Source organism: Oceanobacillus sp. M60, assembly GCF_053839645.1.
In genome coordinates, this window is record NZ_JBSSNH010000002.1 from 674,834 (window position 1) to 690,298 (window position 15,465).

The following is a 15,465-nucleotide window of genomic DNA, read 5'->3' on the forward strand; positions in this document are numbered from 1 at the left end:
GAAGAAGGAATCATGTAAAGAATGTAGATTTTTTTATGTGGATGATTTATACTATAATAGTGAGCAGAGGAGGGGTATATCTTGAACGAATTCGAAAAAGATCCGCAGTACAAAGGCAGCGATGTTGTAGACTCCATTAAAGGATTTACCTTTTCATTTCTCTTTTTCTTTATCATTTTTGCGGTGGGCGTTACCATCAGCGTAATTGGTCAATAATAAAAGAGATAGAGGGTCAAAAAGAAGGGATGCTATCTCTTCTTTTTTTGTTGTCCGGTAAGGTTTATTCTTTTATTTTTATTTTATGGTAAAAAGGTTGAAAAGGTTCCTCCTTCCGCCGTGTAATAAAATTGAATCGCCCCATCCTCATCCGTGCGGTACGCTTGAATTCCATTATTTTCTAATATGTCCAATACTTCTTCATTTGGATGATTATAACGGTTATTTCTCCCGGCTGAAATTAAAGCGAAACGCGGCTGAACCGCTTCTATAAATGCTTCTCCTGTAGATGTTTTACTGCCATGGTGTGCCACCTTTAAAATATCGATTTGCAGTGCAGGATAATCATGTATTATTTTTTCTTCAATCTTCTTGCTGATGTCTCCAGTAAACAGCCATTTCAAGCCAAAATTTGTATATAGAACAATCGAATTGTTATTTGAATTTCCCGTATCTATATCCGGCGCCAATACCTGAAAGGAAATAGCATCATGAAAGTTCAGTACATCCCCTGATCCAATCTGCGTTATATTTAATGATGGCTGAATTGCTTGGAACTCTTCTAATAGCACTGGATCAAAATAGGCGCTTACCATTAATTCCTTTACGCTTACCTCTTCTAAAATAAAACGGACACTCCCAAAGTGATCGACATCGTCATGTGTAACAATAATCGCATCCAGTTCTTTAATCCCCCGCTGATGAAAATAAGCACGAATAATATTTTTATACACTCCTCTGGTCGGTTCCATATCTTCAAAATGAAAAGCAGAGCCAGCATCGATCATAACAACTGCTTCTCTTCTTGCTGCTTCCACTAAAATAGCATCCCCCTGCCCCATATCAAACATGGTCACAATACCTTCCTCCTGAAAATACGGCTTGGCTGCCGTCATTAAAACTGGAAGGATTAAAAGAACCCCTGCAATCCAAGCTGCTTTTTCCTGTCTTCGCTCTAAAAACTTCATAAACAAGAAAAAACAAGCAAAATAAAACATGACGCTGAAGATGGATAACTGATCTAGATACATAGGCGGAACGAATGTATTATCGACCCATTCAATAGCTCCCAGAACCCTTTCATGAATAAATGTAAAAGGCTTATCCAATATGACGAGCATACTATCTGGTAAAAAATGAACAACTGCAAAAACGTACATAAGCGGGATGACGAAGAAGGTAAAATAAGGAATAACTGTCAGATTCATCAGAATAGACAACGGATGAAAGATATTGAAATAATAAATCTGGAGCGGAAGAATTGCCATTTGAGCAATAAAACTCACTTGAAAGATCTTCCAAACAGGTGATTTTGACTTGCTGATCCATTCCTGAGACAGAAGTATGGAAAAGGTTACTGCGAAGGAAAACTGAAATCCGATATGGTAAATGATATAAGGATCCCAAAGAATAAACACCATAAAGATAATACACAGCAAATCGGAATACGGCAGTTTCCATCGAAACTTTTGAAATAGAAGGAGTCCAATCATCATTGAAGCAGCACGGAGAACAGGGGGATTCGCTCCAGCCAATATGGCGTAAAACGGAAGAAACAGGATTAAAAACAGCTGTGTTTTCTCTTTCGTCAGCAGGTTTCCTTTCACTAAAATCAAATATAAAATAGCAATGACCAAGGTGACATGGGTGCCTGAGATAGCAATAATATGCGAGAGACCAAACCGCTGAAATAACTCTGTAACAGGCTCTCCCATTGCTGAGGTGTCTCCAAAAACGATAGCATTAATCCACGGGGCAGTATAATCACTCCAAGTACCCTCCATTTCATTCAGCAGCTCTGTCCTCACCTTATAAAGTAATGGAAGGATGCCTTTTTCAGCGGCACAGTTAATTTGATTAAAATCCTCTAAAACAGCCTGATGGGTAATTTGTTTTTGCAGTAAAAATTGACGGAAATCAAATTGTGCGGGATTTGTACTGGAAGGGGGAATTTCAACTGTTTGCTGAATGGTGCAGGTGGAGCCGTGAAATAAAGCATGCTCAAGAGGAATTTCACGAAAATCTTCATCCTTTTCAGGAAAATACGTAACTAAAAGTTTAGAGGAGTTTTGTAGAGGTTGGAGGGTGAATTGAATTTGTTTGGAGCTAAGCTTTACTTCTCCTTCGATTTTCCCGGTAATTTCTGCATCTATCGAGCTTTCTTCATAGACGGTCTGGGGAATAATCGGAATAATAGATAGAAAGGTGATAAAGCTGAACACTGTAACCAGCCAAACGGTGACATTCATTTTTTTCAGAAGCTTGAGCCAAATGAGCCAGAGTATAAAAAGAAGGAGCAGCCATTTCATATCCAATAAATGATATAAAATGGCTGACACGGCGGCAATTGCAGGAAAATGCCAATATCCCCTCACTGCTTTCTCTCTTCATTAAAAAACAGCCGCTCTGCATCGGCTTTTATTGTCTCTGTTTCATCCGGCGTCAAATTGGATGCATCCAATTTTTCCATCAGCGCATGTATAAAAGCAGTCTTTTCTTCAAACTTTGTATCCACTACAGCATCAACCAACGGTACTTTTTGTGTCTGCACGCCAGCCTCTTCAAATAACTGGACTGCATAAGGGTGATTCTTGTAATCTTCTGCATAAAATAAATTTTTAATACCGCTTTGAATCAGCTGTTTTGTGCATTGCAGACAGGGAAAATGGGTAACATATACATCAGCGCCGTCTGTCGGCACTCCGAATTTCGCACATTGCAGCAGTGCGTTTGCTTCCGCGTGAACCGTCCGTACACAATGTCCATCAATGACGTAGCAGCCCTCATCGATACAATGTACATCCCCAGAAACGCTTCCATTATAACCTCCGGCAATAATACGTTTATCCCGGACAATCGTAGCGCCTACCATTAAGCGGGTACACGTACTTCTTAAAGCTAGTAGATGACTCTGCGCCATAAAATATTGATCCCAAGCAATTCTCTCCATGATGATCCCCTCTTTCCCTTATTTTCTACGGCACTTGGATATGCTCGATCAGCGTCTCCAGTGTTTTTTCTCCAATACCAGAAATCTCTAATAAATCCTCTGGTGTTTGAAACAATCCATGATTATCACGATGGGCAATAATCGCTTCCGCTTTAGCAGGTCCGATACCAGGAAGCTGGGTCAGCTCCTCACTGGAAGCCGTATTTATTTTTATCTTATTGTTATTTGTCTGCTCCCCCGCAGGAGCATTCACTGCAGGTTCTTCTTGGCCGACAGCAGGTATCAAGACAACCATCTCATCCTGAACAACCTGTGCTAAATTCACTTGTAGAATATCTGCATTTTCGGTAAACCCGTCAGCTCGGTCAATAATATCCCTGATCCGGTCACCTTGTTCCATTTCATATACTCCCGGCTGCATCACTTCTCCTTTTACATCGACCACTGCTGTTCGTGCTTGTTGTTCTGCCGGAGTTTCCTCAGTAAGCGGGGCTTCTGTTGGTTCTTCCAAATCTGAAGATATTAATGAGGCGGATAACGGGCTGGACGGTTCTTCTTTGCTGATAAATATAAAAAAAATAATAACAGCAGCAATCACAATAAAAATATAACTATTTTTCTTTAACCAATACAAAAGGTATTACCTCCTTCTTTGTCAAAATAGTACCCTCTTACTTAGTATTTCGACAAAGAAAGATAATCTCCTTTTCCTCAGAAAATAGATTAAAATACACTTTTGCAGCTTATTTTTCAGCCAAAAAGAAAATCCTTTCTGATTGTTCATCCCAATTATCTGCTTCTAATGAAAAATCAGCATAGATATGGATTTTCTTAAAACCGATATTTTTTAAAATATTTTTATATACTTCTATCGGAAATGTCCGTTGATGATGTTCTTCTTGAAAACGAATAAAGCGGTCTTCTTCTTCTTGATGGAAAAAGGTAACATGGTGGTACATTTCTCCTTTTTCCTCTCCCGGGATACACTCCCAGATATAAGCCGCCTCCTCCATTACATCGGAAAATGTCTGGCCGATATAGATATCCTCTACAGTGTGCATGGAATGGACATCAAAGAAAAATATCCCGTCTGGTTCTAACAACTGATAAACATTCTTAAAAGCTTGCTCTACAGCTTGAAGGTCTGTTACATAATTTATTACATCACAGCAGCTGATTGCCATGTCATAACGCTGCTCCACACCATCCAGCTTTGTCATATCTGCTTCTAACCAGCTGATACCATCTGCAGGTTCTAGATCCTTTTGCGCTTCATGCAGCATGTCCCCGGACTGGTCTACCCCCGTCATTGTATATCCTCCGGCAGCTAATTTCCGGGTAATGACTCCGGTACCACAGCCTAAATCAATAATTGACTGCACTGGTCTTTCTGTCTGAGCTATCATTTGCTGAATCATAACCACCCAATCATCATATGGGACATTATCCATCAGCCGATTATAGACCGCAGCCATTTTTCGATACACCATTTTCCTTACCCTTCCTGCGTAATATTCAGCGCAATACGGTCCGCATCGCCCCATAATTTTTCTAAATTATAATAATATCTTTCATCCTTATGGAAAACATGACAAACGATATCACCGACATCAACAAGAACCCATCGCGCTTCTTCAAAGCCTTCCATTCTTTTAATGTCTTTTCCATTTTCTTCTGCAGTTTCTTTGATTGCCCGGGCAATTGCTTGTACCTGCCGTTCATTGCTTCCGTGGCAAATCACGAAATAATCAGCGACTAAAGATACTTCGTTCATATCTAAGGCAACAATATTTTCTGCTCTTTTATCATCGCAGGCTTCTGCAACTACTTGTATTAATTCTTTATTATTCATTTTTTTATTCCTCCAAAAATGTGTTGATTTAAGTCGTTATAAGCATGAAAGCTGTCAGGATATACAGTGTTGTCCCTTTCCATCAAGAAACGAACCGTATTCTTTGCTGCCTGGTAACATGCTTTTGTTAAATCTGTCTTAGCTGTCTCTCTCACTTCCTCTACCCCGGGGAAATTTCTGAACGGCTCAATATAGTCAGCGATAAAGATAATTTTATCCAGCTTTGTCATATCCGCTCTTCCCGTTGTATGGAAGTAAATAGCATCTTTTATCTCTTGATCCGTAATCGCATAATTTTCTTCTATCCGGACCGATGCAACTGGTCCATGCCATAATTCATGATGAAATGAAAGAAGCAAATCCGGAAGTTCGCTGCTCGTTTTAATGGTTTGCTTCATTTCCTCTAAGGAATCACATTTACAGTAATCATGAAATAAGGCAGCGATAGTAGCATTTTCTACGGATTCATGAAAGTTTACAGCAAGCTCTGCTGCTGTATCAGTTACTCTCAACGTATGCTCATATCTTCCTTTCGTCAGTCTTTCCTTCAAATCTGCCTTCAGGTTATCTATATTCATAAATCTGATTCTCCTTAATATAATTCATCACACCATCAGGAAGCAAATAACGAACTCTCTCCCCTTTTTCTAATCGATTTCTGATAAAGGTAGAGGAAATATCCAAAGGATGTATCTCCAAGCGTTCCACAGGATAAGGCGTATCTAATATATATCCCGGTCTCGATACACCTATAAAACGAACCATATGAACTAGTTCCTCTACCCGATTCCATTTTGGCAGATAGTCTACCATATCCCCGCCGATAATAAAGCTGAAATCAGCCTCAGGAAAGTCCGCCGTCAGTTCCTTTATCGTGTCATAAGTGTATGATTTCCCTTCTCTTTCAAGCTCTAGCGCGTTTACTTGAAAATAAGGATTATCCTTGATTGCCAAATGAAGCATCCGCAAGCGATGGGATGCATCCAAAACGACGGTATCTTTATGAGGTGGTGTCCGCGTCGGAATGAACCATATCTCATCCAATTGCTTTCGGATTCTTACTTCTTCAGCAATCCATAAATGTCCTATATGCGGCGGATTAAATGTTCCGCCTAAAATTCCAATCTTTTTCAAAGACTCACCTTCTGAAATTATTAATATGCTTTCAAACATGAAGCGTCATTTGGATTACTCGTCCCATTATGACCGCTGGCGGTTTTATGAACAGCCTCTGTTTATGGTAATTTAATTTCTTTATGGTCCGTTGACTCTTTATACAAAATAATCGTATTGCCGATGATTTGTACCACTTCTGCTTCCGTGCCGGCAGAAATCTGTTCAGCAACAACATGTTTATCCTCTACACAATTTTGAAGAATACTGACCTTTATCAATTCTCTCTTCTCTAATGCTTCGCTGATTTGTGTGACCATATTTTCATTTACCCCATCTTTCCCAACCTGGAAAATAGGCTTAATATGGTGCGATTCACTTCGTAAAAATTGCTTTTGTTTATTGGTTAACATCTGCTTTATCCCCTTTTATCTTGGTTATCATCTCTTCATCCATTCCAGTGACGTCGACATTTTTGTTGGTCCAGATTTCAAATGCCTTCTGTGCTTGATAAAGCAGCATCGTATGTCCATAATGAATCCGGCCGCCTTTTTCCGCTGCCTGCTTTAAAAACTGTGTCACAAGCGGCTGATATACAATATCACTGACAATCGTGCCTGCTTTTAAATTAGACAGGTCTACGATTTGCTTTGCTTCCTCCATCCCAACAGAGCTGGTTTGAATAATAACATCATATGCTGCAATGTTTTTCTCAGCCTCTGCCAGCGTGATAACAGAAGCACTGGTTCCTTTCATAATATCTTCACATTTTGACTTCGTCCGGTTGGCAAGCGTCAAATTCGTATAGCCTGCCTGAATCAGTCCATGGAAAATACCTCGTGCAGCTCCGCCGGCACCGAGTATTAAAATAGGAACATCTATATTCCTGTCCATATCAGGAAACTTATCGCGCAATGCCTGCACATAGCCAATTCCGTCCGTATTATACCCGACCCATTCATTTCCTTCCAAAGAAACGGTATTGACTGCCCCCACGCGTTCCGCAGTAATATCAATTCTATCCAGATAAGGAATAATTGTTTGCTTATAAGGAACCGTAATATTAAATCCATTCACTTCTTCTTCTCTCAACTTCTTCATTTCCTCACCAAAAATTTCCTTACTTGCTATTTCATGCAATCTATAAGAACCTTCCAGACCGGAACGCTCTAAAAAGGAAGTCTGAATCCAAGGTGATAAGGAATGCTTGATGGGATAACCGATTAATTTCAATTTTAAACTCAACGGTACGCCTCCTGTCTCTCTTCTCTCTATGATAAATAGTTGGATCCGATATTATTTTTGTGTTCTCTCAGAAGTTTACCTGCTTACTGCTGGCCGGATAAAAGGGATTTTCTAGTGGTTACGGAAACCCCTTTGGGACTGTGGGCTGCTACCGTAGCCCCCTCGCCCTGCACACTGATCCAGCCTAATCCCGGAAAAACAATATCTACTTTTCCTTTTTCCATTTTAAAGCTGTGTGCCGTAAGCGGCGGGAAGTTCTCCAACTGTTCTTTATACGGTGGAGACAACAGCTCCCCGGCATGCTTCTCGTATAATTCATCCGCATTCTCCAGTTTTGTACGGTGAATCGTTAAGTCATTCGAGAAGTAACATACAAACGATTGTTTCTCTCCTTTAATAAAATCCATCCTTACTAAGCCGCCAATGTATAGGGTCTGCTGTTCCTGCAATTGATAAACCCTGGCCTTAATTTCTTTTTTGGGTGTTATCATTTTTAATTCTTTTTCAGAAACATAATGTGCCATCTGCTGTTTATTAACTATTCCCGGTGTATCTACTAAAAACGAATCTTCATCTAATGGTATTTCGATAAATCCTAATGTTGTTCCCGGGAAGTAAGACGTCGTAATGGCCTCCTCTTCTCCTGTTGACTCCTTAATCAAACGGTTGATAAATGTTGATTTCCCGACATTCGTAACACCAACAATAAATACATCCTTGCCAGACCGATGCGCTTCTATTTTTTCCTTCAGCTCATCTATTCCTTTTCCTTTTACAGAAGAAATCAATATAACATCCTTTATTTTGATTCCCAGCTGGCTCGCTTCATGACGCAGCCACTGTTTTAACTTATTTTCATTTGTTGATTTTGGCAATAAATCCAGCTTATTGCCAACTAAAATAATCGGGTTGTCCCCCGTGATTCTTGGCAAATTACTTAATAGCGTACCATCCACATCAAATACATCGATGATATGCACTATCAATCCATTTCTATCACGTATGGAACTGACCATTTTCAAAAAGTCTGCATCCGTTATCGACACATCCTGAATTTCATTATAATGCTTCAAACGAAAACATCTTTTACATAAAATAACGTCCTTCTCTAATGCACTGACTGGCGCATATCCTGCTTCATTCGGATGCTCTGTCTGAATAATACTTCCGCACCCTTGACAAATATGTTGCTCCAAACCTTATTCCTCCTTATAATGCTTATCCTTGTTCTTAATTCTTTTTAAAATTATTCTTTCCATAAAACGGTTAATCTTTGTTATTTTTCCGTCTGTCTGCACTACAGGTATGACCAGTACAGTATAGAATCCGGCCATATTGCCTCCGAGGACATCCGTCATCACCTGGTCACCGACGACTAAAATTTCTTCTTTTTTCAAATCCATTTGCTTTGCAACAGTCTTAAAAGCTCTGCTCAAAGGCTTTCTGGCACTAAATACAAAGGGAGTTCCAAGCGGCTCCGAAAAAACGGTGACACGTTCTTGATTATTATTTGATATGATGGTTACTTTTATATCATTTTCTTCCATTGTTTTAAACCATGTAATCACATCAGGGGTTGCATCTTTCACATCCCATGCAACAAGCGTATTATCCAAATCCGTGATAATCCCCTTGATTCCCTTTTCTCTTAATTTCTCTGGTTTCAAGTCAAAAATTTGATCAATTTGCTCATCAGGCAAAAATTTAGAAAACATATACACACCTCAAGATTTTCAATAAATTAACACATTTGTTCCTTGCATACTATAGTACTTTACTTATACAAACATTGTTATTTAACTTAATCCGCCGCATATACAAGATAAAGAAACTCCATCATAATTAGGCGAAAGGAATCCCAACCTCAAGGCAGGCTAACGCCGCAACGTCCTGGGGTTGCGATTACTCACCCCATCGAAAACATTTGTACGTCGGAATGTACAAAGTGAAGCCAAGTAGGTAGGAACTGAATCGTCTTTTTCCACATTTACGAACATAAGTTTGCATGGTATAATATTTTTGAAAGATGTTCTTTGAAAACTAAACCAATAAAAGGTTGTGGCGAGAATCGTTGCTTTGTCACATAAAATGTTCAAGCCAAACATATCAGCCAAGGCACATAAAGTGAAACTTTATTCAAGGGGTTCTTTCCCCCCCTGAATATTAGTTGAACGAATCGGGTCGTTACTGGCTGTTGGATCTCCTACTTAGAATTTTGAGTTCTCACCATTCTTGAAGTAGGAATCTTACAAAAGCCCTTCGATGGGACGAATCGCAGTCCCAGCCAGTTACACTGCGGCAAACTTGTGAACCTCAAGCAGGCTGAAATGTAATCCCAAAGGCAGGACCAATGGGATAGCGGGGTTGGATGTTTTCAGCACATCAATGTGTCAACTCCACTGGGGCTTAATCGTCATTTGTAAAGTCGATACCCCAGAAACCCCCACTTCAAATTTCAGATGAAATTAAGTGGCGGGAGTATTCATGCTACATCACATTATACCTAATCCTACTACAACTGACTAGCGTTTCAAAGAATTATTGCCTCCATTAGGAATGTTCGCCTAATCGACAGCGATTTCCAATTTTTTCTTTTGTTGATCGGAAACTATGCAGCCTGATCCCTAAAAATACATCTATCTCTAGAAAATCGTTCGACAAATTCTGATATTTTTCGATTTTGTGGATAACTTTATCAACATAAAAATGTTTTAATAACAACAGTAAGCAGGGTTACCCACCTTCTTATACACAACTTATATACAACTATATGTAGATAAGTTATAGCTTGTTAACACAAGATACACGTGTTAAATTATTATTAACTTAATAGAAATGCTGACACTTGAGGAGGTTGTATTGTGGAAACATTATCGGACGAACTATTACTTGAATCATATTATACAGCAATATCATTAAACTTAAGTCCTGATTTTCTTTCTTTGTTTGAGGAAGAAATCCATAAAAGATCTCTATCTCATAAAATTAAAGAATCTGTATAATTTTGTCTTGTTTCCCAAACTTCAATTTAAAAATTGAAGTTTTTTTTTCGCTTTTTTCCCTTGTTTCTTCCTATTTAAAATACAAGCTTTCCATCCTGATCATCACATTCTTTTTGTATGCATCCATCTTCTGAATAGGTTATAATCAAATGTAGCACTCTAACTTTGTGCAAAAAAACCGTAAAGAGATGGAGAACAAATAGAAAGCATGGTATTCCCCCTTCATTATCACACCGAATAACCTTTATGTGCTCTGTAAAAAGAAAGCTTCCACCCCTATTTCTTATTCATAATAGGCAGGCTTTTTGTTTTCAACATTAGAAATGAACTTGAACACTTTTAACTGAAGGAATATTTAAAGTATTTTATTTTGCTCTACAGTTAAAAGGAATTCGCTATTTTTGTAAAAGGAGGAATTACTTTTGACGTTACTACACTGGGCTGTTTTATCACCGTTTATCGCAGCCATACTTATTCCATTCTTGTATAAGTATTTAAATAGAATACATACTGGCTGGTTTGTTTTGATTCTGCCTCTGGTACTATTCATTTATTTTCTATCTTTTATACCTAGAACATCATCTGGCGAAGCAATTTTAAATAATTTGGACTGGGTTCCTTCCCTCGGAATAAACTTCAACGTATATGTTGACGGTCTAAGTCTGCTCTTCGCATTATTGATTACAGGAATCGGAGCACTCGTTGTTCTCTACTCTATTTACTATTTGTCGAAACGAAAAGAAAAGTTAAACAATTTCTATGTCTATCTTTTAATGTTTATGGGTGCTATGTTAGGAGTCGTTCTTTCCGATAACTTAATTGTTATTTATGTTTTCTGGGAAGTAACAAGTATCGCTTCTTCATTATTAATCAGTTACTGGTATACGAGAGAAAAATCTATTTATGGTGCTCAAAAATCAATGTATATCACCGTTTTCGGCGGATTATCCATGCTCGCTGGTTTTTCTTTACTTTACGTTATTGCCGGAACATTCAGTATCAGGGAGCTGATAGCAAATGCGGACATTGTTATGGCGAGCGGATTATTTATCCCGGCAATGATTCTGGTTTTACTAGGCGCATTTACCAAGTCGGCTCAATTTCCATTCCACATCTGGCTTCCAGATGCAATGGAAGCGCCGACACCCGTCAGTGCTTATCTTCACTCTGCAACTATGGTAAAAGCAGGAATTTATCTTGTTGCCAGATTAACCGGGGTATTCGGAGGTGCACCAGAATGGTTCTGGATTATTACCATTGCCGGATTAGTTACCTTAACATGGGGTTCTATTTCAGCAGTACGGCAAAAGGATCTAAAAGGAATTCTGGCCTTTTCCACCATAAGTCAGCTCGGTTTAATCATGAGTTTACTTGGGACAGGCTCAGCTGCGTTCTATTTTCAGGATGGGGACAATGCGTTATACATGACCGCCATCTTAGCAGCGGTATTTCATCTGGTTAACCATGCAACCTTTAAAGGAAGTCTGTTTATGGCAGCCGGAATCGTTGACCATGAGACAGGTACAAGAGATATCCGTAAACTGGGCGGTTTAATGACTATTATGCCTATTACAGCAACCATTTCTCTTATTGGACTGGCTTCGATGGCAGGATTGCCTCCATTTAATGGTTTTTTAAGTAAAGAGATGTTTTTGACAGGGATGCTGAATGTGACGGAATACGGTATTTTCCATTTAGAAACATTTGGATTTATCATTCCGATTATTGCTTGGATTGCCAGCGTATTTACCTTCTTATATTGTATCCTGATGTTTTCGAAGACATTCATGGGTAAATTCGATAGCAGTAAGCTAAAAGTACAACATGTGCATGAGGCTCCGATCGGTATGCTGATCAGCCCTATCATACTCGCTGTTCTTGTTGTTGTATTCGGGCTTTTCCCTAATCTGTTAGCGTACTCCATTATCGAGCCTGCTATGGCAGCTATCGCACCCGGCATTCTTTCTCCAGGAGAGTTTTTTGATGTACACATCACTCACTGGCATGGCTTTTTAGCACCAGAGTTATGGATGACAATCGGTGTGGTGGTATTGGGTGTCATCTTATTTATGACCTTTAAAAAATGGGAAAATACCGCATTCTACCGCGGGGAACGTGATTTGTTCAACTACGCCTATGATTATGGATATGACGGCTTAGTAAAAGGGTCTCAATGGCTAACACGTATCCAGATGACAGGCAGGTTAAGAGATTACTTCATCTATATGTGTACATTTATCATATTGATAATGGCCTATACGATGTACCGTTATAATTTACCGGCGATCCAATCGCTTGATTTATCACCGGTGCCAATTTACGTATGGTTTGTCATTGCAGTATTTATCGGGTCTGTTATTGTTATTCCGTTTATTAATAATCGGGTAGCATTAATTATCGCAACAAGTGTCAGCGGCTTTATCGTAGCTCTATTATTTGTTCTGTTCCGAGCTCCGGATTTAGCGTTGACGCAGCTGCTTATCGAAACCGTATCCGTTATTTTGTTTATGCTTGTCTTTTATCACTTGCCGAAATTGAAGAAGGTAAAAACACCTCCAAAATTGAAGGCTGTTAAATTAATCATTTCCATTGGATTTGGGCTGATGATTACACTTGGTTCCCTATCTGCATTTTCATTGGGACAAGAGGCAAATTATTCTTCGATTTCCGAGTACTATACTGAAAATGCCAAGGAAGAAGCTGGAGGATATAACATCGTAAATGTTATCCTGGTGGATTTCCGTGGTCTTGATACCATGCTGGAAGTGCTTGTTGTCGCTTTAGCGGTATTAACTGTTGTCAGTTTAATACGATTACGTTTTAAAGGAAGTGAGGACGTATGATGAAAAAACCAAATAATATGATGCTGCAGACATTGACCAGGCTCATTATTTTGATTGTCCTCTCCTTCTCTATCTATTTACTGCTCGCAGGTCATAACAGCCCTGGCGGAGGATTTATTGGAGGTCTAATGACTGCAAGTGCCATTCTTATTTTGTACCTCTCATTTGGCTTAAATTCCATTAAGAAGGTCATTCGATTTGATTATATAAAAATAATCGGCATCGGGTTACTTTTTGCCAGTGTAACAGGTGTGGTCTCTATGGTTTTTGGTTTTCCTTATCTAAAACAATTCTTTGACTATTTTAGACTGCCAATCCTGGGAGAAGTTGAATTGACCACCGCACTGCCTTTTGATTTAGGTGTTTACTTTGTTGTACTGGCCAGTGCACTTGCAATTATTCTGACGATTGCGGAGGATGATAAATAATGGAACTATTAATGTCAATTGTCATAGGAATTGTTTTTAGCGTAACAATTTATCTGTTTATGTCTAAAGACCTGCTCCGCGTTGTTGCAGCTACATTATTACTTTCTCACGCCGTGCATCTTTTATTATTAACGATGTCCGGGCTGCAGCGCGGTGCTGCTCCTGTTTTAAGTTTTGAAGCAGAAGCATATACAGATCCGCTGCCTCAGGCGCTGGTACTGACAGCCATCGTTATTGCTTTTGCTGTTACTGCTTTATTGTTAGTTATGTCTTATCGAACCTATAAAGTGCATAAAACAGACGATTTAGAAGAATTAAGGGGTTCTGCTGATGAGTAATGTAATTATTCTGCCGGTTATTATACCTTTTATAATCGGCGCTATACTTATACTTTTATACAAACGACACACGATACAGCGTGTGATAAGCGGAATTACAATGCTTGCTTTACTGGCACTTTCCGTTTACTTAGCCATTTATGTGTACCAGCATGGAACGCTCGTATTGGAAGTCGGCGACTGGGAGGCACCTTTTGGAATTGTTATTGTTGCAGATTTACTTTCAACACTGATGCTGCTTCTATCTACTTTAGTAGGTACCGTCTGTTTGTTCTTTGCTTTCCAGACAATCGCAAGAGACCGTGAAAAGCAGTTTTTCTACCCACTTTATCTTTTCTTAATGATTGGGGTCAACGGTTCTTTTTTAACAGGCGATCTATTTAATCTATTTGTATTCTTTGAAGTAATGTTGATTGCCTCTTATGGATTGATTGTTCATGGAGGGACAGGCTATCAGTTAAGAGAGTCCTTTAAGTATGTAATCATCAACATTTTTGCATCCGCCCTCTTTATTGTAGGGATAGCGTGGATTTATTCTATTACCGGAACAATGAATATGGCGCATATCGCCCAGCGTGTTTCGGAATTAGATCAGACTGGCGCACTCAATATAGTAGCTATTATGCTGTTTATTGTTTTTGCTTCTAAAGGAGCCTTATTCCCACTTTATTTTTGGCTTCCGAAATCCTATTACGGTCCTCCTGCTGCTATAGCAGCCTTATTCGGGGGTCTGTTGACCAAAGTAGGTATTTATGCGATTATCCGTACATTTACTGTTATTTTTAATCATGATACAGGCTTTACGCACAAAGGATTAATTGTTACGGTTGCCGGTTTTACCATGTTATTCGGAGTTCTTGGAGCTGTATCGCAATTTGATTTCAAGCGGATTCTCTCCTATCATATTATCAGCCAGGTCGGCTATATGGTGATGGGGCTTGGTATCTTTACTCCTTTGGCTGTTGCCGGCGCCATTTACTATATTGCGCATCACATGATTGTAAAAACAGCACTTTTCTTATTTGCTGGAGCAACACAGAAAATTACGGGAACAACCGATTTAAAGAAAATGGGTGGATTGATTGGAACCCATCCTTGGCTTGCCTGGCTGTTCTTTATCACTGCCATTTCCTTAGCAGGTATTCCGCCGTTAAGCGGGTTCTTCAGTAAGTTCCCGATAATATTAGCGGGCTTTGAGGAACAACAGTATGTCATTTCTGCGGTAGCGCTCCTGGTTGGGCTTCTGACCTTATTTTCTATGATGAAAATTTTCAGTTACGCTTTTTGGGGCAAGCAGAAGCATACAGCGGCACAAGCAAAGATTCCCGTAGGAAAACTGTTACTGCCGATCTTACCGCTTGTTGCACTTACCATTATTTTAGGATTTGCAGCGGAACCAATTTTCACCTATTCGATGGAAGTTGCAGAAGATATTATGAATCCTACAAATTATATTGAATCTGTGCTGAAGGAGTAGT

17 protein-coding genes are annotated in these 15,465 nt (G+C 39.3%); 6 read left to right on the forward strand and 11 right to left on the reverse strand.

Translation table 11 applies throughout. The features are described from left to right. Positions 1-81 precede the first annotated feature (81 nt). Entirely contained in the window at positions 82-216 is a 135-nt protein-coding gene (locus ACW0TQ_RS07520) for a YqzM family protein (RefSeq protein ID WP_040980284.1), read from the forward strand. A gap of 83 nt (positions 217-299) precedes the next feature. Here the strand turns inward: ACW0TQ_RS07520 and ACW0TQ_RS07525 are convergent, their stop codons facing one another. The 11 genes from ACW0TQ_RS07525 to ACW0TQ_RS07575 all read right to left on the reverse strand — a co-directional run bounded on the left by ACW0TQ_RS07525 (position 300) and on the right by ACW0TQ_RS07575 (position 9,091). Next, the gene (locus ACW0TQ_RS07525) at positions 300-2,591 is read right to left on the reverse strand and encodes a DNA internalization-related competence protein ComEC/Rec2 (RefSeq protein WP_455725462.1); all 2,292 of its coding nucleotides are present in this window, start codon (positions 2,589-2,591) and stop codon (positions 300-302) included. Continuing rightward, the gene (locus ACW0TQ_RS07530; protein ID WP_042534861.1) at positions 2,588-3,166 is read right to left on the reverse strand and encodes a ComE operon protein 2; all 579 of its coding nucleotides are present in this window, start codon (positions 3,164-3,166) and stop codon (positions 2,588-2,590) included. The genes ACW0TQ_RS07525 and ACW0TQ_RS07530 overlap by 4 nt, the downstream gene beginning before the upstream one ends. Before the next feature lie 25 nt (positions 3,167-3,191). Continuing rightward, a complete protein-coding gene (locus ACW0TQ_RS07535) occupies positions 3,192-3,800 on the reverse strand; it encodes a helix-hairpin-helix domain-containing protein (protein ID WP_042534862.1) in 609 nt (202 codons plus the stop codon). Positions 3,801-3,909: 109 nt separating this feature from the next. Beyond that, positions 3,910-4,656 (reverse strand): class I SAM-dependent DNA methyltransferase, encoded by a 747-nt coding sequence (locus tag ACW0TQ_RS07540; RefSeq protein WP_332093758.1) that lies wholly within the window; start codon positions 4,654-4,656, stop codon positions 3,910-3,912. 5 nt (positions 4,657-4,661) lie between these two features. Beyond that, positions 4,662-5,018 carry a ribosome silencing factor gene (rsfS, locus tag ACW0TQ_RS07545; protein WP_042534866.1) on the reverse strand — a complete coding sequence of 119 codons (357 nt, stop codon included), beginning with the start codon at positions 5,016-5,018 and terminating at the stop codon, positions 4,662-4,664. Beyond that, positions 5,015-5,596, reverse strand: coding sequence for a bis(5'-nucleosyl)-tetraphosphatase (symmetrical) YqeK (gene yqeK / locus ACW0TQ_RS07550; protein WP_193064674.1), 582 nt, complete (start codon positions 5,594-5,596; stop codon positions 5,015-5,017). Before yqeK ends, rsfS begins: the two co-directional genes overlap by 4 nt. Continuing rightward, positions 5,583-6,152 (reverse strand): nicotinate-nucleotide adenylyltransferase, encoded by a 570-nt coding sequence (locus tag ACW0TQ_RS07555; protein WP_455725463.1) that lies wholly within the window; start codon positions 6,150-6,152, stop codon positions 5,583-5,585. Before ACW0TQ_RS07555 ends, yqeK begins: the two co-directional genes overlap by 14 nt. A 101-nt stretch (positions 6,153-6,253) precedes the next feature. Beyond that, the gene (gene yhbY, locus ACW0TQ_RS07560) at positions 6,254-6,544 is read right to left on the reverse strand and encodes a ribosome assembly RNA-binding protein YhbY (RefSeq protein ID WP_042534873.1); all 291 of its coding nucleotides are present in this window, start codon (positions 6,542-6,544) and stop codon (positions 6,254-6,256) included. Continuing rightward, on the reverse strand, positions 6,531-7,376 hold the full coding sequence (gene aroE, locus ACW0TQ_RS07565) for a shikimate dehydrogenase (protein ID WP_193064673.1): 846 nt from the start codon (positions 7,374-7,376) through the stop codon (positions 6,531-6,533). Before aroE ends, yhbY begins: the two co-directional genes overlap by 14 nt. A gap of 83 nt (positions 7,377-7,459) precedes the next feature. Next, on the reverse strand, positions 7,460-8,572 hold the full coding sequence (gene yqeH, locus ACW0TQ_RS07570) for a ribosome biogenesis GTPase YqeH (RefSeq protein WP_341173060.1): 1,113 nt from the start codon (positions 8,570-8,572) through the stop codon (positions 7,460-7,462). A 3-nt stretch (positions 8,573-8,575) separates the two neighbouring features. Beyond that, complete coding sequence (locus ACW0TQ_RS07575) at positions 8,576-9,091, reverse strand: YqeG family HAD IIIA-type phosphatase (protein ID WP_341173061.1); 516 nt, start codon at positions 9,089-9,091, stop codon at positions 8,576-8,578. Between the two features lie 1,146 nt (positions 9,092-10,237). Between ACW0TQ_RS07575 and ACW0TQ_RS07580 the strand changes: the two genes are divergently transcribed. From ACW0TQ_RS07580 to ACW0TQ_RS07600, 5 genes are all read left to right on the forward strand, one after another. Beyond that, complete coding sequence (locus ACW0TQ_RS07580) at positions 10,238-10,378, forward strand: sporulation histidine kinase inhibitor Sda (protein ID WP_193064671.1); 141 nt, start codon at positions 10,238-10,240, stop codon at positions 10,376-10,378. Positions 10,379-10,800: 422 nt separating this feature from the next. Continuing rightward, on the forward strand, positions 10,801-13,221 hold the full coding sequence (locus tag ACW0TQ_RS07585) for a Na+/H+ antiporter subunit A (RefSeq protein ID WP_212929078.1): 2,421 nt from the start codon (positions 10,801-10,803) through the stop codon (positions 13,219-13,221). After that, positions 13,218-13,649, forward strand: a complete 432-nt coding sequence (locus ACW0TQ_RS07590) for a Na(+)/H(+) antiporter subunit B (protein WP_379542619.1) — start codon at positions 13,218-13,220, stop codon at positions 13,647-13,649. The genes ACW0TQ_RS07585 and ACW0TQ_RS07590 overlap by 4 nt, the downstream gene beginning before the upstream one ends. Then, complete coding sequence (locus ACW0TQ_RS07595; RefSeq protein ID WP_212929077.1) at positions 13,649-13,987, forward strand: Na(+)/H(+) antiporter subunit C; 339 nt, start codon at positions 13,649-13,651, stop codon at positions 13,985-13,987. Before ACW0TQ_RS07590 ends, ACW0TQ_RS07595 begins: the two co-directional genes overlap by 1 nt. Beyond that, positions 13,980-15,464, forward strand: coding sequence for a Na+/H+ antiporter subunit D (locus tag ACW0TQ_RS07600; RefSeq protein ID WP_042534886.1), 1,485 nt, complete (start codon positions 13,980-13,982; stop codon positions 15,462-15,464). Before ACW0TQ_RS07595 ends, ACW0TQ_RS07600 begins: the two co-directional genes overlap by 8 nt. Position 15,465: the final 1 nt, after the last annotated feature.